The sequence below is a fragment of the Gilliamella sp. G0441 genome (assembly GCF_050589305.1).
Classification (GTDB): Bacteria; Pseudomonadota; Gammaproteobacteria; order Enterobacterales; family Orbaceae; genus Gilliamella.
Window position 1 is genome coordinate 77,534 of sequence record NZ_JBNRJF010000005.1, and the last position, 23,564, is coordinate 101,097.

The window sequence follows — 23,564 nt, forward strand, 5'->3', positions numbered from 1 at the left end:
GATTTACCAACCCATCACTAATTGCTGAGGAATATGATCGTTTTTGACTTCAAGCAACGGTTTTTCTTGCAAGGAAAGCCGAATATACTCTTCGGATGAATCTAGCAATTTAAATTTTCGCATTTCATGGCAAATAATAAAAAATTGGGCTCTTTTTAGTACAACGCCAATACGTTTAAGCGCTTCTAAATTTAGTTTACGGTGTCGCCTTGCTAAAACAATTAATTTTGCCGATTTAACACCAATACCGGGTACCCGTAAAATTTTTTGATAACTATCACGGTTTATATCGACTGGAAAGAATTGGGGATTTCGAATAGCCCAAGCCAGTTTAGGATCAACAGTTAAATCAAGATCAGGATATTGATCATTGACAATTTCATCGACACTAAAATCGTAGAACCGCAATAACCAATCGGCTTGATAAAGGCGATTTTCTCGCACTCTTGGTACTTCTTGCAATACGGGTAATCTTTTATCGTAACCATTAACTGGAATAAAGCCTGAATAATAAACTCGTTTCATGCTTGGTCGTTTATAAAGTTTAGCCGTTAGTTGTAAAATCTGGCTGTCTGTCTCATCTGTTGCCCCGATAATGACTTGAGTGCTCTGCCCTGCTGGGACAAATTTTGGCGTAGACTTAATTTTTTTTCGATCTTCAATATTTTCAAGTAAGTTTTGATGGATATGCCGCATTGGCTGATAAATACTTTGATGATCTTTATCGGGCGCTAATAGCTTTAGATTTTTTTCTGTTGGGATTTCTAAGTTAACACTCATTCGATCAACCAACAAACCAGCCTGAACAATAAGATCATTACTGGCACCAGGAATCGCTTTCATATGGATGTAGCCATTGAATCCATGTTCATTACGCAATATTTTTACGACTCTAATCATTTTTTCCATCGTGTGATCAGGGCTTCTGACGATGCCAGAACTTAAGAAAAGTCCTTCAATATAGTTGCGACGATAAAATTCAATGGTTAAATCGGCTAATTCTTTGGGCGTAAATCCTGCTCGAGGAATATCATTACTTTGGCGATTTATACAATAAGCACAATCAAACATGCAATAGTTGGTTAACATGATTTTTAGCAAGGAGACACAACGGCCATCAGCAGTGAATGAATGACATATTCCACAGCGATGAGCACTACCAATCCCTTTATTTTTATTAGTTCGAGATGAGCCACTAGAAGCACAAGAAATATCATACTTTGCTGATTCAGCTAATATTTCAAGCTTTGATATCATCTTTTCATTCATAGTCAACCCCCTAATACTGTATAAATGAACAGCATTATACTGATCACTTTTTAATTAGCAAGTAAATAAACAATCAGAAAAGTGTAATTTTAGTATCGAAAAAGTCTTTAATCTTAAGCTGTGAATGGGTAATAATGGATCTAACCGAAAGTATAATTGCTAGATTTTTTTTATTTATTGAAATAAATAAATTCACTAAAACAAATAAAATAGATACGTAAGGTATTGTTCAGCTTACAAGTGTACGCTATAATCACATCAATTTTTCTTATGAAGCCAGATAATTTAGGAGCAGAATATTAAATGAAACGAGTTGTTATTACCGGATTAGGTATTCTTTCGAGTATTGGAAACAATACTAAAGAGGTTTTAGAATCGTTAAAAGTTGGACGTAGCGGAATCACTTTTTCTCAAGAAATGAAAGATAGCGGAATGCGAAGCCATGTTTGCGGTAATGTTAAATTAGATACTACAGGGCTTATCGATCGCAAAATCGTGCGCTTTATGAATGATGCTTCTATCTATGGTTATCTTGCTCTACAACAAGCTATTGATGATGCAAAATTGACTCCTGAACAAGTCTCAAATCCTCGAACAGGTTTAATTGCTGGCTATGGTGGTTCAACCAAAACTCAATATAACGTCGTTGCAGGTATGAAAGAAAAGGGGTTACGTGGCGTGGGGCCTTATGCGGTGACAAAATCAATGTCATCAGCAATTTCAGCTTGTTTAGCAACACCTTTTAAAATCAAAGGGATTAGCTATTCGATGACATCAGCTTGTGCAACGTCTGTACACTGTATTGGTCATGCTGCTGAGCTGATTCAACTCGGTAAACAAGATATTGTTTTTGCCGGTGGTGGTGAAGAACTTTGTTGGGAAATGTCATGTGAATTTGATGCAATGGGTGCGTTATCAACTAAATACAATGATACACCTGAAAAAGCATCTCGTGCTTATGATGCCAACCGTGATGGATTTGTTATTGCCGGCGGTGCTGGTATGGTTGTAGTTGAAGAGTTAGAGCATGCGCTTGCTCGTGGTGCCCATATCTACGGTGAACTGGTTGGTTATGCTGCTACATCTGACGGTTATGACATGGTAGCCCCATCTGGTGAAGGTGCAATGCGTTGTATGCAACTTGCGATCCAAGATTTAGATGTGCCTGTGGATTATATTAATACACACGGTACATCAACACCTGTTGGTGACGTTAAAGAGCTATGGGCTATCAAGCAAGTATTTGGTGATAATATCCCGGCGATTTCATCCACTAAATCAATGACGGGTCACTCGTTAAGTGCGACCGGTGCACAAGAATTAATTTATTCATTATTAATGTTAGAACATGGCTTTATCACGCCAAGTATTAACATTGATGAACTGGATGAAGCCGCTATTGGCATGAACATTATCACTGAACCAACCGAGCGTGAATTAACGACAGTCATGTCGAATAGCTTTGGATTTGGTGGGACTAACGCTTCAATTGTCATGAAAAAATATAAAGCTTAGTCTGGTGTTTTAGTTAAATAAAAACCGTTCTCTTTGGAACGGTTTTTTTATTCACGTTCAAAAATATCGCTAACATTCCTTTTATAATTATCCTATTTTCATTGGTTAACTAATTAATGCGTGACTTTAACCTGACTTTTTTTGAATCAAATTGTAATCAATAAATCTCGCAGATACTTTTATCTCTTTTACAATATGATGATTTTTAGAGAAAATAAAATAATTTTACTTTTCTGATTAGGTTAATCGTATAGATTTCTTCTTAGTTATTCTGACTATTTTTATTTCACTTGTTTAATCAAACCTTATGGCAACCATATTAATTAATTGAATAGCAATAACAAAAAGCAGAGCATTGCTCTAATTTTTAACGTGTTATTTTTTGAATGAATAGCGTTAAAATTGCCGATGCAATCAGTGATAGCACCATAAATAAAAAACCACTTTGGTATCCACCATCTGATTTTTCAATTAAAAAACCGATGATAAAGGGTGAAATGATTCCGGCAACTTGTCCGCCAAAATTAACGATACTGGAAGCTTTACCCATAATGACCGTTGGAATAAGTTGCATTAACATTCCCCAAAAAATAGCAAAGGCAATAAACATAAACAACGCTGAAATACATTGAAAAGCAATGGCTGCATCAAGATTTTCAACGTTAAACATAAGAAATAAAAAACTAGCAGATAAGATTGCGGTAACGCCATAAATAATTTTGAGTCGTTGCACAAATTTATCGGCAAGATAGCCACCGATCAAGGTACCTACTGCACCAAATAAAAATGGGATAGCGGCCCATATCCCAGTCTTAGATAACGATAATCCTCTTGCTTCCAGTAAATAACTGGGTAACCAAGTCGTAAATCCCCAAAAAGTAATATCAAATAAAAACCAAATTAGCGACAGCTTCCATAATAAAGGCATTTTCAACACATCCGCTAGCGACTGGCTATTATTGCGCAAATTGACGTTATGATTAGGGGGATTAAAATTGTCATTGCATTCTTGTAGTTCATGCAGTTCTTCAGGCTTGATTAAGGGATTTTCAGCAGGATGATTGTGTATCAAACGGTAGATAAGATAACCTAATACTAATCCGGGCAGGCTCAACAGAATAAACACGGCACGCCAACCTAACCATTCGATAATTGTCACCGCAACGATGACCGAAATAGCAGGCCCTAATGTATTGACAGAAGATTGAATCGCAGTGGCTCGACCTCGTTCTTTAGCAGGAAAATAAGTGGCAATGGTTTTCCATGATGAAGCAGGAAACCCGCCTTCTCCTAGACCAAACAGAAATCTGACTAATAACATTAAAGGCAGAATATAGATTAAACCTGTGAAAAAAGTAAAAACTGACCACCAAACGATGGCGAATGCCATGACTTTACGGGATCCAAATCTATCGGATAAATACCCGCCCGGTATTTGAAAAAAGGCATAACCAATAAAAAAAGCACTGATAATTGATGCTTGTTCTATTTTATCCAACCCTAAATCGTCACCAATAAAGGGAAGCGATACATTCATCACCATTCGATCGAGAAATGATACTAACCAAGCAGACCATAATAACAACAGGACACTATAACGACCTTTCCACTTTTTAGGATGATATCCCGATGTCGGCTCTTTATTTGTTAAGATACTCATAGAATTTCCTTAAGTATAATTAGGCTATTGTCCTCCATCACTCAAATCAATGAGCAACGAATCACAACGCTTTTAGACGCTAATTTGATAATCTGCTTTTATTGCAACCAATAACAACTAACTTACTTTTCGATATAAATGGTGTATCTAATACTTTTAATAGTTATAAGATCAGCTCACCTTAGTGAGCTTTATAACGATGACGATATATTACGAATTTTGATAAATGTTCCAGGCAGCTTGAAGACCAGCACCTTGTATGGTTTTAAAGCCAAGGCGGTTTAACACGGCTTCAAATGCGGTCAAGGTTTGTAAAACACACTGTTTTCTGGCGTTATATCCCATTGTGCCAATGCGCCAAACATTCCCTTTAAGTGGGCCAAAAGATGCCCCTATTTCGATACCGAAATCATTCAGCATTAGGTTACGAACTTGTTGGTCGTCGATATTTTCAGGACGCATAACCCCAACCACATTATTCATTTTGTATTTAAGATCGCCAAAAAGTTTAAGCCCCATCGCTTGCAAACCTGCGACCATTGCCTCGCCATTAATACGATGACGTTCAATAACATTATCTAGTCCTTCTTGTAACACAATTCGGGCACACTCTCTTGCGGCGTAAAGCATCGAAGTTGCTTCTGTATGATGATTAATGCGTTCCACCCCCCAATAGCGGATGATCATATCGATGTCAAAATAGTTAGAATAGATGATTTCGTCATTGCCACTGGTATCACCCTCTGCACGAATGCCTAATTCAACGCATTTGCGAGCTTGAATAACGTCGACCATCGCAGGACTTAAGGTTAATGGTGCAACACCCGGTGGGCCACTTAAACATTTTTGTAAACTGACTGATACCCCATCGAGTTGCCATTTATCCACTTCCAAAGTATTACCGACGATTGAAGCAGTCGCATCAACATACGACAACACACCATGTCGGCGACAAATTTCACCGATTTTATCAAGCGGTTGAAGTAACGTTGTCGAAGTATCGCCCTGAACACAAAGTAATAATCTCGGTTTCACTTTTTTGATCGCATCTTCAATCACATTAGGATCAAACACTTCACCCCATGGTACTTCAATCGTGTGGACTTGTGCCCGACAACGATGGGCAATCTCGCATAGCAATAATCCAAACCGACCAAAAACCGGTACCAAAACTTTATCACCCGGACGAATAGTTGAGATTAAGACCGCTTCAATCCCTGCTCGTGCTGTGCCATCAATCACAAAAGTTTGCTCATTGGTGGTTTTGAAAATATCTCGATACAGTGCCATTGTTTGATTCATATAATCCGTCATAACTGGATCAAATTGACCAATTAATGGCGCAGCCATAGCACGGGTCACTCTTGGATCGGCATTAATTGGCCCCGGTCCCATGAGTAAACGCATTGGCGGATTAATTTGATCATACTTATCTAGGTCTAACATATTATTTTTCCTTTATTAATATCAAATTTGTTAATTAACAATGTCTACTTTAAGAACGAATTGGATTACCTTTTTTTATCAATATTTTTTAAAAAACGTAGCGCAATAGGATGATGATATTTAAACAAATTGACGATTTCATTCATCACTTTACCCATATTCGATTTTTTCCATGCTAACGAAAGTGGTGAGGGTTTGCGTTCATTAATCACTTTGCATTCAATTAATTCCCCCGTCTCCAAATAGGGTTGACACAAAGAGCGAGGCAAAAATCCAATACCAAGCCCTTTTAAATGACAAGCCAATTTAGTTGAAATATCCGGTACGATGATTTCGGTCTGACTTGGCAATAACCATGCCACACGTTTATTCATGTGAATAGAGGTGTCTTCAACATTGATTGCAGGATATTTACGCAGTGCATCATTTGATAAAGGACTATCTATACGAGTGATAGGATGATGCTTAGCAGCTACAAATGCCCAAGTTATTTCGCCTAATGGAAAGATATTAATCATATTATCCAGTGATTCCGTGCCTGTTGCCCCAATAGCAAGATGACATTCTCCATGTAACAATGAATCCCACACCCCCATATAAACTTGGCGATTAATCGTAAAATGGGTAAAAGGAAATTTTTCCAGTAGATAATCTAGCAGTTCTGTAATAGCGTCGCTGTCATATAATAGGTTATTAATCGTTAAATTGACTCTACGTTCAACGCCATCACGAATTTGTTGTAACTCTTCGGGCATTGAATTTAACCATAATAACCACTGACTACAGTGCTCATAAAGGTGTTGACCGGCAAGCGTAAGTGAAACGGTTCGAGTGGTTCGTTCAAATAGCTGAGTGTTGAGTTCAGCTTCTAATGATTTTATTCGATAGCTAATTGCGGCTGGGGTTTTATATAATAACTTTGCGGCTTTAGAAAAACTGTTACACTCAACAACTTTAGTAAATGTGCGCATGGTTTCTGTATCTAACATACTTCAATCCCTTATGACAAAACGATCGATACCAAGCCAAATACCAAGCAACAGATCAGCCCCTGAAGTATGACCATAATTTGATATCTCAGCCAAAGATCGATGTTGATATTTTTGTTGATTGAGTGCGGTTATAACTTGCAGTACTTGTAATGAAAATCTTCCTTGCAGGGCATGACGTAAAAAAGTCGCACTAATAGTTGTCGTTAAAGAATCAAGATCAAGCTTAAGTATGGCACGTTGTAACAAGTTACATCGACGATAAAAACGCTGATCACTTAATAGTACTGCAATCATGCCAATCAAAATATCATCAAAGCTGGGGGTTAATCCTGCTCCTAGACCAATAAAAGGGGTAATATCATCAGAATATCCATTTAATAATGCGTCAATTTTGTCACAAAACTGGCACAATTCAGGCGCTCTTTTATCAGTAATATTTTGTCTTAACTCGCCAAACAATCCTGTAGGATTATTGATCCGCTTGAATAATTGAGCAACTCCATTTTTATCATAATTGGTATGCGGATAAGGAAGTAATTGCAAAGAGCAGATGTGTGTTTTCGCACTAATTTGAATATGTCCGATAATTAAGTCACCCCTTGCTAATTGTTCGATTGGTTTATGACGTTGAGTTAGTGTCTGTTTGATTAAATCAAATTGAGCACTTTTTAGTACCCAACCCATTGGCGACAAACCGTGACCATAACGGTGTAAAGTGATAAGCTGCTTTGCATTATTAATCAGATTAATGGTATGTTCATGCAGACTAAATAGTGTTAAATCACTCACAGTAATTGGTACATGGGCACTTTTAAGCAATGGCTTTATAGATTGCGTAATACGTTTTGAGGTATGGCAAACTCCCTGCCGATTAAAATCGGCAGAGAATGGTGAGAGCCATTGCTGATTTTCAGCTTGATTATCGGTACGATGACAATCTGCAAGTTCCTGATTCATAAATTACACTTTCAATTTTATCGCTAATGCCTCAAGCGCTTTTTCAAAACAGGCTAACGGCGCACGCACCGTTCCTGCACCAATTTGACCCACACCTGCTTGTTTATGGGCAATTCCTGTATTAATTAAGGGCGTAATACCGGTTTCTACAATCAGACGCAGATCTAATCCCATACAACATCCTTGAAAGTTCCAAGACGGTATTTGTAGTTGCATATTATGTTCTAAAAAGATTTCGCTCATCTCTTCTGATACTTCATATGCAACATCCGCGCCACCTGCGCCAACAAAACGGGTTACCCCTGGTGCAGCAACCATTGCCGCCCCACCAATACCAAATGTTTCCGTAATTGCACTATCACCGATATCGGGGTTCGCATCCTTTTGGGAGTATCCGGTAAAGAAAAGTCCTTGTGGTGTGTTAACGGGTGCAGTAAACCATTCATCACCCAGTCCACTGACTTTAATGCCAAAATCTTTACCATTACGTGTCATCGCAGTAATAATAGTGCCGGCTTGGATCTGTGCTGCGCTATCCATAACTGATTTACAATATGCCATGGCTAAATTCAAAAAGAATTGGTCGGTGACACTTAAAAAATCAAAAATCTTCGCCATTTCTTCTTTACTACGATTAAGCAGAGCTAATTTAGGTGATAAGGTACGAAGTAATAATGCCGATGCAGCAATATTGCGTTGATGAAACTCATCACCCATCGAAATGGCTTGAGCCATCAGTGCGGTTAAGTCGATTCCTTTTTCAAATAATTTTAATGCTTCATTAAGCGCCGGCGCTAATGACGTTTTCATCCAGTGATGACGATTTAACACCTCTTGCCCATAGGCACCAAAACGCATGACTTTTCCAATACCTTCATTCAAATTACAGTAAGCTCGGTTGCCATGAGTAATATTTTCAACCACAACAACAGGCATATTTGCCGAAGTAATCCCACCCATAGGGCCAACAGCATGAACCGAATGACAAGGTATAAATTCCACTTTACCTGTCGTTAGCAAAGCTAGTGCCTGTTCTTCATTTTGCGCCCAGCCTTCAAATAAACAGGCACCAATACAGGCACCTTGCATTGGGCCGGTCATGTCCTGCCATATGATCGGTGGGCCTGCATGTAATAATTTGTAACCTTGTGCCAAAGTCGGGATCGCTTCTTTAGCAGCAATAACACCAACCCAATGCGGTCTTGCCGCTTTAATTATTTCAATAATGGCCTGATTTGCTTCATTAATTGATGAGTTCATTGTTACAACCTCTTAGTTTAATTTTTTCAAAATAGCCGCTAATTTTTGATTGCCACCAGCTATCGGTGCCCATTGATAATGCACCACAGGAATATTTGATGATTGCAGATCTTCAGCAAAACTCCGCAAACCGGCATTAATCACACTGATATGCTCAAGTAAAGGGTAAGGTTTTAAGCAATAAATTTTATTTGCTGGCGTAATTAATTTTGTGGCTAATAAAATGGCTTCGGGTAAATTATCCATTACGGTAATACCTGCCGATTGAAATGCTGCAATTTGCTTACTACGACATTGTGGATCGGATTCAGATCCTGTCACCGTGGCAATAGCAATTAAGGGATGATGAGAAGATCGTTTAGCGATAGCCTTGTTGTAACCTGAGATTATTGATTCAGCCGGATTCGCATTTGCGCCATAACCTATGACCAGATCAAGCAACAATACCCCCACCCCTGTTTGCTCGCCCAATTGTGCTATTGCATGTTCACGTATGGATGGGTCAATCATGGGATGTGGGCGTCCAACGGTATAAAAGTCATCGCCCAGATCGATAATTTTATGACCTTGCTGATCGAACATGATGCCTTTGTCGTGGTTATCACTGAGCAAAAGATTGAGTTGATTAGCCAGCAACATTGCGGCTTCCGATGCTAATGTACCACCGGTATATAATCCCATAATGGTTTGATGAGCCACACTAGGCAACGTGCTCATCGTACTTTCAACTTTGGCTAATAAACAAGCTAATCTAGCTGCTTCATCTAACGTGCTGGCAAATAAGATATTATCGTCTTGCCGTTTATCAATACGGGAACCTAAAAAGAGCGCCACAATAGGTTTAGCTATTTGCTTCATTGCATTAATCACTTTTATACGGACACTTTCTGCTGGCGGTTTAGAAATAAAAGTAATGACTTGCGTTTGCTTATCAGCCGCTAGCATAGTTAATGCGGTTAATGCGCTAATCCCCCCTACTGCTTGCGATAAATCACGTCCGCCAAGTCCAATTGCTTGCGTAATTCCCTGATTGAGTAATGCAATTTGTGAAATCACTTCTTGAATGCCGGTTCCCGATGCCCCAATCACCCCAATGTTACCCTTAGGTATCACGTTAGAAAATGCCAATGGCGCCCCAGCGATGATTGCCGTTCCACAATCCGGCCCCATGACAATAAGATCTTTTGCTGCTGCGCTTTTTTTCAAACGGATTTCATCTTCAAGCGACACATTATCGGAAAATATCATGACATTTTTATTTTCATCTAACGCTTGTTCTGCCAATTCTGCCGCATATTCACCGGCAATTGAAATAAGCACCAAATTAGCATCAGGGAGTTTTCGATTAGCGGTTGCTAAACGCCTTGCTTTAAGTAATTTACTGCCCCCTTGCTGTTGCTGAGCAATATTTTTTAAAGCCTCTTCAAGTTGTGAACGAATTAAATCTATAGCATCGGTAGCATCATCATGCGTTTTAATTGCTACACAGATATCATTAGGCGTTGCTTGATTGAAAGTATCACTCCAAAATCCCGTAGCTACAAGCAATGATTTATTGGCTGGTGTTCCCATCATAACGGAAACTTCATCGACTTCTTCAAGGTTACTCAGCTTTTTAGATATCAACATGAGGCTAACAGAATCCTGAAAACTACCTTTTTTTATGAAAGATTGAATCATGAGAATTGGACCTCTCAGTTATTAAATTATTGTAATAAATGCTGTAATGGTAATTGGAAATAAATAGATATGCGCTTGCTAGATGTTAAAAGACATTTTCATTGACGCGATAAATTATCCTACTCAGTCATACCCTGCTATCCGCTTTGAATCTGTTTTACAACAACAATATTGCGTTAACCTATTAAATCTAACTATCAGACTATATTTATATATTACGTAAAAAAAGCGGAATAAATAGGTCATAAGTCACAAAACAATCATCTACATCATTAAATAAATATGAATATAATCATGAAGATAAATTATTATTAAAAAATTTTTTATAATAATAACCCATTAATTTAATTAAATTTTATAAATCTAAAATAGTTAGTTTGATCACATTATTCTCTGCTATTAATAGATAGTCTAAACGGCAAATAAACAATTATCGAATTTGTTCCAGAACTAAAAACCTAATTAAAAACGAGTAGTTAAAAAGAGTTAAAGCAATTTTTCTAAACGAATGGTTAATGATAGGTAAACGCTTATGAATATCTTGTATGATGATGTGGCTAATGCAGTTAAATGGATATCGAGTTTTGGGGGGCTTGAACAAGGCGGTACCACCCGACTGCTATATACACCAGAATGGCTGGCCGCCCAAAATGCCTTAAAAGACAGAATGACGCAAATCGGTATGGAAAGCGACTTTGATGAAATAGGCAATCTTTATGGACGATTCAAAGGTAGCAAATATCCGGATGAAGTCATTATGTCTGGGTCGCATGTTGATACCGTTGTTAACGGTGGCAAACTTGACGGGCAACTTGGTATTATTGCTGCGTTACTTGCCATGCAATACTTACATCAACATTATGGTCAACCGTTACGAACTCTAGAACTCATCTCAATGGCAGAAGAAGAAGGTAGCCGTTTTCCGTATGTTTTTTGGGGAAGTAAAAATGTGTTTGCCATTGCCGATCATCGTGATGTTAATGAGATTGAAGATAGTGACGGAATCAAATTTGTTGATGCCATGAAAGCATGTGGATTTAATTTCAAAACTCAGCCTGCACGCACCGACATTAAAGCTTTTCTAGAAATTCATATCGAACAAGGTGGCGTGCTTGAAAAAGAACAAAAAAGTATCGGTGTGGTGACAAGCATAGTTGGTCAGCGCCGTTATAACATCCGCTTAATTGGCGAAGCTAACCATGCCGGCACAACACCAATGGGTTATCGTAAAGACGCAGTTTATGCCTTTAGTCAAATCTGTTATCAATCAATTAATAAAGCCATAAAAGTGGGTGATCCCTTAGTCCTGACTTTTGGACACGTTGAACCTAAACCGAATGTTGTAAACGTCGTGCCGGGTGAAGTGCTATTCACGATGGATTGTCGACATACCAATAAAGCGGAACTCGTCGCCTTCACCGAAGAGATTGAAGCGGATATGATTCGCATCGCCCATCAACTTGATCTTGAGATCGAAATCAATCGCTGGATGGATGAAGATCCCATTCCTATGGACACTAAATTAATTCATCTGCTAGAAGAAATCTGTGATCAAGAAGGATTAAGTTATCGGGTAATGCATAGCGGTGCAGGTCATGACTCACAGATTTTCGCGCCTCGTGTTCCAACAGCAATGCTATTTGTGCCGAGTATAAAAGGCATTAGTCACAATATTGCCGAAGATACCAAAACCGAAGATTTAGTTGAAGGCATTAAAGCGCTCACTTATGCCCTATATAAACTAGCTTATCAAGAGTAAGAGGAATCAATATGACCACGACAGAAAAAACAGGCGGTATTCAATATTGGCATAAAATCGTCGTATTATTATGTCTGGGTTGGACAGTGATGTGGATCTATCGCCCTGTGTTAACCGCTATCTTCCCTGAAGTTCAACAAACTATAGGCCCTCAATCCAATACGGAACTTGGACTTATTGCAAGTTGCTATTTTTTTGCTTACACCGCAATGCAAATTCCGGCTGGCATTCTTGTCGATCGATTCGGTAAAAAAGCCGTGGTGATTCCGGGATTTTTACTCTTTACCATAGCGGCATTAATCATTGGTAATGCACATTCAATTATGATGATTTATGTCGGTAGCTTATTGGCTGGATTAGGATGTGGCTCTTATTATGGATCAGCTTGGTCACTTTCTGCTGAAAACATTCCTTCGCAACATCGCGGTTTTGCTTCTGCCATTATTAATACTGGTTCAGCATTAGGAATGGGGATCAGTCTGCTTGCCACCAGCTTTTTGGTCAAATCATGGGGAATGCCTTGGGAGTATATGCTATATATCATTGCAGCCTTATTACTTTGTTTAGTGGCAGGGTTTGCCCTGATTATTAAGGAAACGCCAAAACAAAAACAAAATCAAAGTCAATCATCGTCAGCAAAAGAAGCGGTCACATCCGCTGACGAACCGAACGCCAAACACCGATTTTTTAGTAGTCAAATGGTGGCTTCTTATATTATGTATTTTGCAACCTGCTATGGGTATTACATGATAGTTAGTTGGTTACCTAACTTTCTCGAAACCGAGCGTGGCTTTACAGGTGGAAACATTGGATCTGCATCGTCTTTGGTTGCCTTTGCTGCCATACCCGGGGCGTTAATCATCAGTAAAATATCAGATAAATACCAAAATAAACGGCTTTTTTTCATTATTGTACTTGAGTTAATTGCAGCAGCGACCCTGTTAACGACCGTACAAGCAACAACCATTACGTTATTGCTAGGTGGGCTCATTTTTTATGGACTGTTTGGTAAATTGGCGGTAGAGCCTATCCTCATCTCACACGTGGCTGATACAGCACCGAAAACAAATTATGGCACTTCGTTTGGGGTATTTAACTTTTTTGGTATGAGTTCATCGGTAATTGCACCGCCATTAACCGGTTATTTAGCTGATCTAACCGGAACAAAAATGACAGGATTTTACGTGGCAATTGGCATTTTAATTATCGCTACCTTGCTTTTTTTCCTGATCAACATGCGTAAACATATCACCAATTAACAAATCAATCATTGCCGATCCAATACGGTAGTCGGCAATAACAATATTGCTTTAAAACGATGCTGTTTTACGGGCTAGTTGCCTTTTACCCTAAAAAAACGAACAGCAAAGTATAAGATTATTATTTTTCAAGGAGATAAATATGGGGTACTTCAATCACAATACCGGTTATCCAAAAGATTTGCTGGCTTCCAGAGCCATCATCAAACGCCAAAATTATGCGCTTATTCCACCTGATGGATTAGTCAAAAATGTCATTCCAGGATTCGAAAATTGTGATATCACTATCTTATCGACACCTAAGTTAGGTGCATCCTTCGTAGATTATCTTGTCACCATGCATCAAGACGCAAAAAATGTACAAGGTTTTGGCAACGAAGGGATTGAACTTTTTGTTTATGTCATTAGTGGAGATATTACCGCCACCGCAGATAGTCAATCGTTTAGATTAAAGACTGGTGGCTATTTATATTGTCCTGCTGGGGTAAAATTATATCTACACAATCATGCCGAAAGTTCACGATTATTTCTCTACAAAAGACGTTATATCCCCTTAACAGATTATCAAACTCGCATTATTTCCAATCACGTTCAGCAGTTAGAAAGCTTAAATTATGAAAATATGGATAACGTATTTATCCAAGACTTATTACCTAAAGAACTTGGATTTGATATGAATTTCCATATTTTAACCTTCAATCCCGGCGCCAGTCATGGTTACATTGAAACCCATGTCCAAGAACATGGTGCTTATCTGCTAAGTGGTGAAGGGATGTACCTACTGGATAATGAATGGATCCCCGTTAAGAAAGATGACTATATTTTTATGGGTGCCTATGCCTTACAAGCCTGTTATGCCGTTGGTAAAGTGCCTTTAAGTTATATCTATTCTAAAGATTGTCATCGAGACGTTGCTATCTAATCAATCGATAATAAGACAACGTAAACTTAAAAACGGATAAATCCAATAACTTTAACAAATGATCAAGGAAACCCCATATGGAACTGATTGTCATTGCTTTAGGTGGTAATGCAATTGCCAAACGTAATGAACCTTTATCGGTTGAGAATCAATATCAAAATATTCATTCTACAACCAAATTAATTGCTAAATTAGCAGGTAAATATCGATTAGTCATTGTACATGGTAATGGTCCGCAAGTGGGACTTTTAGCCTTGCAAAATGCAGCTTATTCAAAGGTACCGGCTTATCCGCTTGATATATTAGTTGCGCAAACTCAAGGCATGCTAGGATATATGATAGGTCAAAGTTTACAGCAACAACCTAATGTTACCCAGGTGGTCACGTTACTTACGCAAGTGGAAGTTGATAAATATGATCCTTCGTTTACTCACCCGACAAAATTTATCGGGCCGGTCTATCCACCCGAACAACAAAATCAACTCAAACAACAATATGGTTGGATATTTAAACAAGACGGTCAATACATTCGACGGGTAGTCCCCTCCCCTAAACCCAAAAAAATTTTGGAAATTGCAACCATTCAAAAATTGCTGAATGACAATACTATCGTGATCTGTAATGGGGGTGGTGGTATTCCTGTTATCAGCATTGACCATGGCTACCAAGGAGTGGAAGCGGTCATTGATAAAGATCTGTCTGCTGCGCAATTAGCCATACAGCTACAAGCTGATCACCTAATGATATTAACCGATGCTGATGCCGTTTATGAAAACTGGGGGACACCACAACAAAGAGCACTTGGTCATGTTGATACTGAACGTCTAAAACCGCTTGCTATCGATGATGGTGCCATTGGCCCTAAAGTCAAATCCGTCATTGAATTTGTCGAAAAAACAGGGAATACAGCTTATATCGGTACCCTAACAGATATTGAATCCTTATTAAAAGGTCAAAAAGGTACCGTAATAAAAAACCATTCCATGGTTAAATAGAATCCATTCAGAGGAGTACAAACATGAGAGTAGACCGAAAAACATTACATAATTTAATTGCGAAAAAACTACATAAAGCAGGATTAAGCAAAGAACATGCTGATATTGCTGCCGATGCACTAGCCTTTGCTGATGCAAGGGGAATACACTCACATGGAGCGGTAAGAGTTGAATACTATTCTGAGCGGATAGCCAAAGGTGGCATGACCACAAATCCCAATATGACCTATAAAGAAACCGGGCCAGCTAGTGCGATTCTCGATTTTGATAATGGATGTGGTTTGGTTGGCGCAAAAATTGGTATGGATAAAGCGATTGAACTAGCCAAAAAAAATGGCGTTGCCGTTGTCGGTATTCGACGCATGTCACACAGTGGTTCATTATGTTATTTTACTGAAATGGCAGCCGCTCATAATCTTGTTGCTATTTCAATGTGTCAATCTGATCCGATGGCGGTACCTTTTGGCGGTGCCGAAGAATTTTTTGGCACTAATCCTATCGCCTTCGCCGCCCCTTCTGCTGATGAAAGAGTCGTATCATTTGATATGGCAACGACTGTACAAGCTTGGGGTAAAGTATTGTATGCTCGCTCTAAAGGTGCAGCAATCCCCCCTACTTGGGCTGTTGATGAGCAAGGTGAAGCCACTACCGATCCTTATAAAGTCAATGCTTTATTACCTATTGCAGATGCAAAAGGATATGGATTAATGATGATGGTTGATGTGTTATCTGGAATTTTGCTTGGTGTACCATTTGGTAAAAACGTGTCTTCGATGTATGCCGATTTATCCAAAGGACGTGATCTAGGGCATTTACATATTGTCATTAACCCAGAATACTTTGTTGGGCTTGAAGTATTCAAAAAAAGCATGTCTGCGATGTTAGATCAATTGAAACAGGTAAAACCCGCAAAAGGCAATAGTGAAGTATTCTTCCCTGGTGAAAGAGGAAAAAAACGGGAAGCAGATTATATTAAAAATGGGATCGAAATTGTGGATGATATTTATCAATATTTGATTAGCGATGATGTTCACTATGATCGTTACGATCACAAAAATAAATTTGCAGAATAAAAAGGGTTAATCATTAAGAGTGATTACAAGCTAAAAATAACCTTTTATTGTTGCATCAAAATAGTTAATTATAGAATTTATTGATTTTATTAACGATGTTTCCCTATGTATATAGGGAACACTGTGGTAATTTGAGCTTGATTACAATTTGCCATAAATATAAGCGGTAGTATAAAGATGATTCTAGGTATTAATTTCAATGTATTCACCTTTCTAATTTTTTTCTCTGTTTTACTATAAACTAATTTTTACGCATATATGCTCCTGTTTGAGCTTTAAGTGATTCATTTTTTGGTTCAATTGGATTTTCTCCCCCTAATCCAGCCAACCATAGTATCTCGGTCATCGAAATCGTTAATTTGAATGCTCGTACTTAAGTATCGATCGGGTAAGTGATAGCAGTAATAGTGTAAATCAAATTTTTCTCGATACTCTCTTTCCATTTTCTCGCTCATTAAATTATCTTCTAAATATTGGCTGTTTTTTTCGTGAAAATCTTCTATTGCACTTTTAACCCATTTCGTAGGTGCCTTTATTTCTCCTGTATAAGAATAGATAGTACCGTTCAAATCAGTGATGATTATTATCCTATCTAATTTGACATTTTTTTTGTAGAAATAATAATCTTCATCAGCTAATCGAACTAAAATATAAGTATAACCAATCATCTCATCATCATCAGGTGATGTCATTTTTCCTAAAGGTTCTTTGTAGTATTTACCCTTAAACTCAGACAAAAGAGTATCGATAGGGACGGAAAAATCGAGGTGTCTAATATCAAAAGATTTTCCACTGATGATTTTAGAACTTTGTGGCTGTTCGGCTTGATTGCATCCGATCATTAAAAATACTGATATACAAATTATAAGTTTTTTAAGCAGCTTCAATGTATTCTTTTCCTGAATTATAAATTTCGCTTTCATTAAATAATGTTAATGTGTTTTTTGTTTATCCCTGTGTATACAAGAAATACATTATATCGTATATATTGTTTTATATCGATTCCAGTTTATTCCTATGTATATAGGGAACTCACCATTCTCTTTATTACTACGCCCGCCTGTGCCGGTTTATCCCTATGTATATAGGGAACACTTTCCGATAGATCTTTATAATAATTGAACGGACGGTTTATCCCTATGTATATAGGGAACATGCCAAGGTCGTTTGTTTTTTGAGACGGCTGGGCGGTTTATCCCTGTGTATACAGGGAACATGCGGGCAACTCCTTCGTAGCATCACGCCAGCTCGGTTTATCCCTGTGTATACAGGGAACATTCTTTTTGACGCCTCAACGTCCCAAAAAAGCCCGGTTTATCCCTGTGTATACAGGGAACATGAGGGCGAAAAAAATTTTGCCCTTTTTTGTACCGGTTTATCCCTGTGTATACAGGGAACATCGGTTCGTATTTTTCGATTTGATTTATGATTTCGGTTTATCCCTGTGTATACAGGGAACATTTCGATATTGTATGCTGTTTTTCCTCGATGATCGGTTTATCCCTGTGTATACAGGGAACATACTTATTATAACTTATTGTTTAATAATTAAAATAAGAAGGTGAAAAATTCTACCGATTTTTTTGATTCTTTTTTAAGCAACTGGGGATTGAGCATTAACAGCTTAAATTTATAATTTAATCAATCTGTTAGATGTGATTTATAAGGGATTTTGCACGATAGTCGTTCTTGTGATTTTTTTGTCTACCAAACAATTAGGAATCATGATGTGTCTGTAATCGATTGGTTGAAGGTTAATGTCAAACTAGCGTGCATTACACATTTTTATATTCTTGCACCTTATATATTTTTCAGTACATGTTTGATACCAATTTATTTGTTGACATCATTTAAGTGAAAAATATCGTTTAGTCTAGTTCATTTTAATATTCGATTATTCTACATGATATTGTTTAGATTTATTGCTGGGTTTGTTTTGAGAGTATACAACTAGCATTGAAAAAAAGCCCTAAAAGGGCTTTATTATGGTTTTGGTAATGTAAAATTTTTAGCACCGTCTTTCATTTTACTCTGTGCCATTGTCATAATTTCGATGAAATCAGCCTCATTTTTAACTAAATCATTAGCGGATTTATAATTATCTAATGTATTAGGTTTTTGCTTATCAAACGCCCACATTGCTAAATAAACAGCTTCAAGTTTATTCGATGGTTTATCATTTATATCTAATTTATTTAAATCGCTCATTACTGATTTGAGGAATTTGTCAAAATAGCTATCAGCAGTCACGCAACTTTTCAACGAAGGAAAAATAACATTGATTTTAGTACCAAGACAAATCATATCAAGCTTAGTTCCTTTGTTGATATTCATGGCATCATCTTTATTTTTTAGTTCGAGAGACACATATTCAAATTTATTTTTACCATTTGCCACTACATAGGGATCGCCACTCAAATTTGTTTTTACACCTGATGCGACTGTTTTGATATTGACCAAGTTCTTATCGTATTTTTTTTCATATTTATACTGATTATCACTATATTCTTTTATTAGCTGTGCTGAATTGACAGTTGGGATTTCATCCATGAAGCCTGATTTTCCATTTGCTCGGAATACAGATATATCATCCTTAATTAAATATTCAATAATCCTTTTTGCATTTTCATTTGCTGAGACATTAAAACCAATACAAGCAAGAATGGTGAGTAAAACGACTTTTTTCATGAATTATTTCCTTTAAATTAAAATTTTTAAAAACAATAAATTAACAAATTAAATATCACTTTTCAAATTTTCAATGACTACAAACTAATTTATTTTTCCACTTAAAATGCAATCAATCGCCATTATGCTCTATTTTCATGATTTTATTGTATTTTTTTGCGATTATATTTTAAGCGCTTAAATCACGACATGATAATACTCTCTATTTAAAAAACGGTTTATAAAGAATTTTGAATTGCAATGTCTTTTGGCAACTTTCTTACTGATTTCTTATTTTAAATCATTACAAAGCAGCCCACCATTGGTTAATTAGTCTTAACGATTTGCATATTCGTAAACAACGCTATGCGCCATCACTTTATTGGATTTGTGATGAATAGTTTTTGTAATTTAACCCAGATAGGGAAATTTAATTTGAAAACACGGAAATAGAATTGAAATAAATGACAATAGGGTTGTTTAAATTGCTTCTAAGAATAATTTACATTAGGCATATAAATAACCGGATTTATTGTCGCCAGATTATTGTCATTATGACAGAAAATCAAAAACACTGAATGGGAGTTGAGATTCAGGAATAATCACAAAATTTTATGATAACTAATTATTTTTAATTAGTAATTTTGCTAATAGCATTAAAAAAATTTATCACAAAATGAACCAAAAAGAGTGATTTTATGTTCAGTTTTGATTATCATTATTAAATATTAAAAATGGTAAAGTTTTTTATGTTATAAATTAAGTAACTTAAATTTGGAAATAAAACCCTAAATTATTGACGCTTCAAATACAAAATTTTTCACGCTTTACCAGAAAATCTTAACCCTAAAACAGCAATAAGTTATTTATTTGCAGTAACACAAAATAGATAAAACAGTGGAATAGATATGGTAGAAATTCCGTTTATCTACCCAATAAAACGTACCCTGATACCATAACTTTTATAAAAGGCGATGATGGTGAATTATATCATGAACCCTTAGCCTATTTACTAATAAAACCTTAGAAGTACGCAATGAAAACATTAACTAAATTCACCTTTTAATGATTGCAAATTTTGGTTAATAGAGTGTGATACCAATTGTTCTAACAACCATGTAGGTTATCTTTCGGATTTTTTGGCAATGATAGATTTTACGTCTATCGGCGGCGTGAAGAGCCAAATACAAATAGCATTATGGGATAACTTAATCAATTATGGCGATAGTATTTTTTATCATCTGCTTGATGGACGAAGTAATAGTTTTTGGGCGTTAATCATAAAAAAATGCCTTAACATCATGAAACAAGAGCTGGAAGCGCACAGTCATTTATACTCGCCGATAGAAAACAAATCCGACAAACAAATAGCGCAATATCTTGGCGAAATGGTTGAAATTTTATTAAAATAATATTCTGAATTAAAACTAAAAACAAATTTTACACGCAGGGGAGTATTAACATGAATGAAGGATTAAAGTTAGAAAACATAAACAAATTATTTGAAAAATTTGAATTACCCGATTTTAACAGCTCATCAGTAATTTATGGTTGTATCCACCCAAAATTATGGAAATTTGCACTTTATCAGGGATTAGCTGCTTTTGATATTAAACATTTCCTTATTTATTTTGATTCCAATGAAATTATTTTAGTTGGTTTAACTCTCACAGGTGATTTAACGAATAATGTTATTCGAATACCCATGACATCAATTTCAAATTTAAAATTCAAAAAAGGTTGGATTAACAACCATTTCGAATTTACGACTTCTGAAAATAAACGATATCCATTTAAAGTGCCTAAATTTGTGCTGATCGCGAAATGGCAAAAACCAAATTTAGCGAATATTATGACTACCTATTTTAATCAATAATCAAGCCAATTATCTTTTTGCTATGTAACTGAAAATCACCTGATATTCTTATTATTGCTTGATTTAATTTTAGTTTTAATGTTTTATATCGGGTGCCATCATCTTTAAAAGCACAAATTAAAACCATTCAATTATTTTGATTAGCACTTTTGAAAAAGTGCCTATCTGTTCTAACTTGCATATTTCTGATTTCTAGTTTAATTTAGCTATCTGGATTAACTAATAATTGAAGAGTAAACATGACGATATCATTTAAAGAACAACAACAACGTATCAGTTTTGTAAAACATTTTTTTGCTGAACAATTGGCAAAAAACTTATCACTTATTGAAGTGCAAGCCCCTATATTAAGTCAAGTAGGTGATGGGATTCAAGACAATTTATCGGGAACTGAAAAAGCCGTTCAAGTCAAAGTTAAAGCTATTCCTCAATCCCAATTTGAAGTCGTTCATTCGCTGGCTAAATGGAAACGAAAAATATTAAGTATGCATCATTTTCCTGTCGGCGAAGGTTTGTATACGAATATGAAAGCATTACGTCCCGACGAAGATCAACTCTCCCCTATCCACTCAGTTTATGTTGATCAATGGGACTGGGAAAAAGTAATGCGACCAGAAGATCGTAATTTAGGGTATTTAAAACAAACGGTTGAACAGATTTATGCTGCAATAAAAGCGACAGAAAGTGCCGTATCGGATAAATATCATCTATCTCGATTTTTACCCGAATCAATCACCTTTATCGACAGCGAACAATTATTAAAACGTTATCCTAATCTATCACCTAAAGAGCGTGAAAATGCCATCACAAAAGAGCTTGGCGCTGTGTTCTTAATCGGTATCGGTGGTGATTTATCTAATAATGAAAAACACGACGTACGTGCACCAGACTATGATGATTGGAGCAGTGACAATGATATGGGTTCAAAAGGTTTAAATGGCGATATTTTAGTTTGGAATCCAATTTTAAATAGCGCATTTGAAATTTCGTCTATGGGAATTCGAGTTAATCCAGAAGCGTTGAAGCGCCAATTAAAAGCAACCAATGATGAAGACCGTTTACAATATGCGTGGCATAAAGCTTTAGTGGATGGTGATCTACTTCAAACTATAGGTGGTGGAATTGGTCAATCACGTTTAGCGATGCTACTTTTACAACAAAAACATATTGGACAAGTACAAGCAAGTGTTTGGAACGATATAACGCATCAAAATTACACCAATCTACTATAATACGATAATAATTATCTCTTCTATTTTTGCTAATAGAAGAGATAATGCTTAAGTCTGTTTTATATCAATGATATTCTCTAATTCACTGCAAATACTAATTCCATTACGAATAAATTATTCACGTTTGTCAATTCGACATGATGACGAGTATTAAATTAAGTTAACTATTTTTTTGCAAAATTGACTCTCAATTAGATAGCGTTTATCCAGCTTTTTCATTCTATTTCAGTTTCAGAACTTTGCTTCAAATCATCTTGCTTTTTACACTCAATGACCCCAGAATCTAATTCTGATGGTAAATCTGAAAAATTCTCTGTTTGATTATTTAAACGAAGATAAATAATTTTTTTCTTGCCAGTATCACAGGATCCAACAATTTTGCCTTCAACTTGATCAGCAATATCAGTGGGTGAAATTTTTAAGATATAGTCAGATGTTTTTACACCATTATTTTCGATTTTTTCAGCAATATTGGTACAAATAGAGTCACAATTTGATGCCTGCGCAAATGTTGGCAAACATATCAACAAAACAGAGACGAGTTTTTTCATATCTTTCCTTATCAATACCTTTCTAAATAATAAACTTAAGTAATCTAACAGATTATGACTATATATTGAATAATAATAGCAGTAAATACAATATTCTTATTTTAATAGATTTTGAAATAAACAATCTCAATTGCTAAATCTAAAATTATGTAAAAAAGGCATCAAACTGATGGCAACAATTAAATAAGGGGGCTTGTTGGGTTGTGGGTAACAAAAAAATTATGCACTGTACTATTTGATAAGTATTTAACAAACCTGTTGATAACTTTCTATTGCATTGATTCTAAATAATTTATTTTCAAGATTAAATAATAAACGACCTTAAAAATGATATTATTTTAAAGAAAAAATCAAGTGTTAATTTGTTAAAATTAGGCGAAATTAAGATGGATTAAATAAGCACAAAGTGGTATTACGGATAATTTTGCAGAAGCAAACACTTCTGCTTTTA

At 36.4% G+C, this 23,564-nt stretch carries 19 protein-coding genes and 1 CRISPR repeat array; of the genes, 9 read left to right on the forward strand and 10 right to left on the reverse strand.

The annotated features are described in order from the left end of the window. Positions 1-3: 3 nt before the first annotated feature. On the reverse strand, positions 4-1,269 hold the full coding sequence (locus tag ACKJXD_RS06120; protein WP_220216993.1) for a putative DNA modification/repair radical SAM protein: 1,266 nt from the start codon (positions 1,267-1,269) through the stop codon (positions 4-6). A 303-nt stretch (positions 1,270-1,572) separates the two neighbouring features. On the opposite strand from ACKJXD_RS06120, the gene fabB reads away from it, so the two are divergent. Further along, a complete protein-coding gene (gene fabB / locus ACKJXD_RS06125) occupies positions 1,573-2,784 on the forward strand; it encodes a beta-ketoacyl-ACP synthase I (RefSeq protein ID WP_065559433.1) in 1,212 nt (403 codons plus the stop codon). Between the two features lie 367 nt (positions 2,785-3,151). On the opposite strand, the gene ACKJXD_RS06130 is transcribed toward fabB, so the two are convergent. The 6 genes from ACKJXD_RS06130 to fdrA all read right to left on the reverse strand — a co-directional run bounded on the left by ACKJXD_RS06130 (position 3,152) and on the right by fdrA (position 10,779). Continuing rightward, positions 3,152-4,444 (reverse strand): MFS transporter, encoded by a 1,293-nt coding sequence (locus ACKJXD_RS06130; RefSeq protein WP_430875828.1) that lies wholly within the window; start codon positions 4,442-4,444, stop codon positions 3,152-3,154. A gap of 210 nt (positions 4,445-4,654) precedes the next feature. Next, positions 4,655-5,890, reverse strand: a complete 1,236-nt coding sequence (locus ACKJXD_RS06135) for a pyridoxal-phosphate-dependent aminotransferase family protein (RefSeq protein WP_220216991.1) — start codon at positions 5,888-5,890, stop codon at positions 4,655-4,657. A 65-nt stretch (positions 5,891-5,955) separates the two neighbouring features. Next, positions 5,956-6,879: an HTH-type transcriptional activator AllS gene (gene allS, locus ACKJXD_RS06140; RefSeq protein ID WP_411596872.1), complete on the reverse strand. Its 924-nt coding sequence runs from the start codon at positions 6,877-6,879 to the stop codon at positions 5,956-5,958. Positions 6,880-6,882: 3 nt separating this feature from the next. Beyond that, on the reverse strand, positions 6,883-7,839 hold the full coding sequence (locus ACKJXD_RS06145; protein ID WP_430875829.1) for a DUF2877 domain-containing protein: 957 nt from the start codon (positions 7,837-7,839) through the stop codon (positions 6,883-6,885). Positions 7,840-7,842: 3 nt separating this feature from the next. Continuing rightward, positions 7,843-9,099, reverse strand: a complete 1,257-nt coding sequence (locus ACKJXD_RS06150) for a DUF1116 domain-containing protein (protein ID WP_430875830.1) — start codon at positions 9,097-9,099, stop codon at positions 7,843-7,845. Positions 9,100-9,111: 12 nt separating this feature from the next. Next, positions 9,112-10,779, reverse strand: a complete 1,668-nt coding sequence (gene fdrA / locus ACKJXD_RS06155; protein ID WP_430875831.1) for an acyl-CoA synthetase FdrA — start codon at positions 10,777-10,779, stop codon at positions 9,112-9,114. Between the two features lie 532 nt (positions 10,780-11,311). Between fdrA and allC the strand changes: the two genes are divergently transcribed. The 5 genes from allC to allD all read left to right on the forward strand — a co-directional run bounded on the left by allC (position 11,312) and on the right by allD (position 16,787). Further along, positions 11,312-12,538 carry an allantoate deiminase gene (gene allC, locus ACKJXD_RS06160; protein WP_430875832.1) on the forward strand — a complete coding sequence of 409 codons (1,227 nt, stop codon included), beginning with the start codon at positions 11,312-11,314 and terminating at the stop codon, positions 12,536-12,538. Positions 12,539-12,549: 11 nt separating this feature from the next. Further along, positions 12,550-13,797, forward strand: a complete 1,248-nt coding sequence (locus ACKJXD_RS06165; RefSeq protein WP_220216985.1) for an MFS transporter — start codon at positions 12,550-12,552, stop codon at positions 13,795-13,797. A 142-nt stretch (positions 13,798-13,939) separates the two neighbouring features. Continuing rightward, positions 13,940-14,719 (forward strand): (S)-ureidoglycine aminohydrolase, encoded by a 780-nt coding sequence (allE, locus tag ACKJXD_RS06170; protein ID WP_430875833.1) that lies wholly within the window; start codon positions 13,940-13,942, stop codon positions 14,717-14,719. Positions 14,720-14,796: 77 nt separating this feature from the next. After that, a complete protein-coding gene (locus ACKJXD_RS06175; protein WP_430875834.1) occupies positions 14,797-15,714 on the forward strand; it encodes a carbamate kinase in 918 nt (305 codons plus the stop codon). 23 nt (positions 15,715-15,737) lie between these two features. Beyond that, positions 15,738-16,787 (forward strand): ureidoglycolate dehydrogenase, encoded by a 1,050-nt coding sequence (gene allD, locus ACKJXD_RS06180; RefSeq protein WP_267360130.1) that lies wholly within the window; start codon positions 15,738-15,740, stop codon positions 16,785-16,787. Positions 16,788-17,083: 296 nt separating this feature from the next. Here allD and ACKJXD_RS06185 read toward each other — a convergent pair whose 3' ends face one another. Continuing rightward, positions 17,084-17,629, reverse strand: coding sequence for a hypothetical protein (locus ACKJXD_RS06185; RefSeq protein WP_430875835.1), 546 nt, complete (start codon positions 17,627-17,629; stop codon positions 17,084-17,086). A gap of 224 nt (positions 17,630-17,853) precedes the next feature. Further along, positions 17,854-18,309: a CRISPR direct-repeat array (repeat unit 29 nt; unit sequence CGGTTTATCCCTGTGTATACAGGGAACAT). A 461-nt stretch (positions 18,310-18,770) separates the two neighbouring features. Next, positions 18,771-19,475, reverse strand: coding sequence for an OB-fold putative lipoprotein (locus ACKJXD_RS06190; protein ID WP_220216980.1), 705 nt, complete (start codon positions 19,473-19,475; stop codon positions 18,771-18,773). Between the two features lie 1,124 nt (positions 19,476-20,599). Here ACKJXD_RS06190 and ACKJXD_RS06195 point away from each other — a divergent pair. From ACKJXD_RS06195 to asnA, 3 genes are all read left to right on the forward strand, one after another. Beyond that, complete coding sequence (locus ACKJXD_RS06195; RefSeq protein ID WP_294826732.1) at positions 20,600-20,866, forward strand: hypothetical protein; 267 nt, start codon at positions 20,600-20,602, stop codon at positions 20,864-20,866. Positions 20,867-20,916: 50 nt separating this feature from the next. Further along, complete coding sequence (locus ACKJXD_RS06200; protein WP_430875836.1) at positions 20,917-21,330, forward strand: hypothetical protein; 414 nt, start codon at positions 20,917-20,919, stop codon at positions 21,328-21,330. Positions 21,331-21,569: 239 nt separating this feature from the next. After that, on the forward strand, positions 21,570-22,562 hold the full coding sequence (gene asnA / locus ACKJXD_RS06205; RefSeq protein WP_430875837.1) for an aspartate--ammonia ligase: 993 nt from the start codon (positions 21,570-21,572) through the stop codon (positions 22,560-22,562). Between the two features lie 215 nt (positions 22,563-22,777). Here the strand turns inward: asnA and ACKJXD_RS06210 are convergent, their stop codons facing one another. Further along, positions 22,778-23,113, reverse strand: coding sequence for a DUF1161 domain-containing protein (locus ACKJXD_RS06210; protein ID WP_430875838.1), 336 nt, complete (start codon positions 23,111-23,113; stop codon positions 22,778-22,780). Positions 23,114-23,564: the final 451 nt, after the last annotated feature.

Excerpts from the sequence above, each read along its gene's own strand:
- ACKJXD_RS06120 (WP_220216993.1), bottom strand. The coding sequence starts at position 1,269 with ATGAATGAAAAGATGATATCAAAGCTTGAAATATTAGCTGAATCAGCA.
- fabB (WP_065559433.1), top strand. The coding sequence starts at position 1,573 with ATGAAACGAGTTGTTATTACCGGATTAGGTATTCTTTCGAGTATTGGA.
- ACKJXD_RS06130 (WP_430875828.1), bottom strand. The coding sequence starts at position 4,444 with ATGAGTATCTTAACAAATAAAGAGCCGACATCGGGATATCATCCTAAA.
- ACKJXD_RS06135 (WP_220216991.1), bottom strand. The coding sequence starts at position 5,890 with ATGTTAGACCTAGATAAGTATGATCAAATTAATCCGCCAATGCGTTTA.
- allS (WP_411596872.1), bottom strand. The coding sequence starts at position 6,879 with ATGTTAGATACAGAAACCATGCGCACATTTACTAAAGTTGTTGAGTGT.
- ACKJXD_RS06145 (WP_430875829.1), bottom strand. The coding sequence starts at position 7,839 with ATGAATCAGGAACTTGCAGATTGTCATCGTACCGATAATCAAGCTGAA.
- ACKJXD_RS06150 (WP_430875830.1), bottom strand. The coding sequence starts at position 9,099 with ATGAACTCATCAATTAATGAAGCAAATCAGGCCATTATTGAAATAATT.
- fdrA (WP_430875831.1), bottom strand. The coding sequence starts at position 10,779 with ATGATTCAATCTTTCATAAAAAAAGGTAGTTTTCAGGATTCTGTTAGC.
- allC (WP_430875832.1), top strand. The coding sequence starts at position 11,312 with ATGAATATCTTGTATGATGATGTGGCTAATGCAGTTAAATGGATATCG.
- ACKJXD_RS06165 (WP_220216985.1), top strand. The coding sequence starts at position 12,550 with ATGACCACGACAGAAAAAACAGGCGGTATTCAATATTGGCATAAAATC.
- allE (WP_430875833.1), top strand. The coding sequence starts at position 13,940 with ATGGGGTACTTCAATCACAATACCGGTTATCCAAAAGATTTGCTGGCT.
- ACKJXD_RS06175 (WP_430875834.1), top strand. The coding sequence starts at position 14,797 with ATGGAACTGATTGTCATTGCTTTAGGTGGTAATGCAATTGCCAAACGT.
- allD (WP_267360130.1), top strand. The coding sequence starts at position 15,738 with ATGAGAGTAGACCGAAAAACATTACATAATTTAATTGCGAAAAAACTA.
- ACKJXD_RS06185 (WP_430875835.1), bottom strand. The coding sequence starts at position 17,629 with ATGATCGGATGCAATCAAGCCGAACAGCCACAAAGTTCTAAAATCATC.
- ACKJXD_RS06190 (WP_220216980.1), bottom strand. The coding sequence starts at position 19,475 with ATGAAAAAAGTCGTTTTACTCACCATTCTTGCTTGTATTGGTTTTAAT.
- ACKJXD_RS06195 (WP_294826732.1), top strand. The coding sequence starts at position 20,600 with ATGATAGATTTTACGTCTATCGGCGGCGTGAAGAGCCAAATACAAATA.
- ACKJXD_RS06200 (WP_430875836.1), top strand. The coding sequence starts at position 20,917 with ATGAATGAAGGATTAAAGTTAGAAAACATAAACAAATTATTTGAAAAA.
- asnA (WP_430875837.1), top strand. The coding sequence starts at position 21,570 with ATGACGATATCATTTAAAGAACAACAACAACGTATCAGTTTTGTAAAA.
- ACKJXD_RS06210 (WP_430875838.1), bottom strand. The coding sequence starts at position 23,113 with ATGAAAAAACTCGTCTCTGTTTTGTTGATATGTTTGCCAACATTTGCG.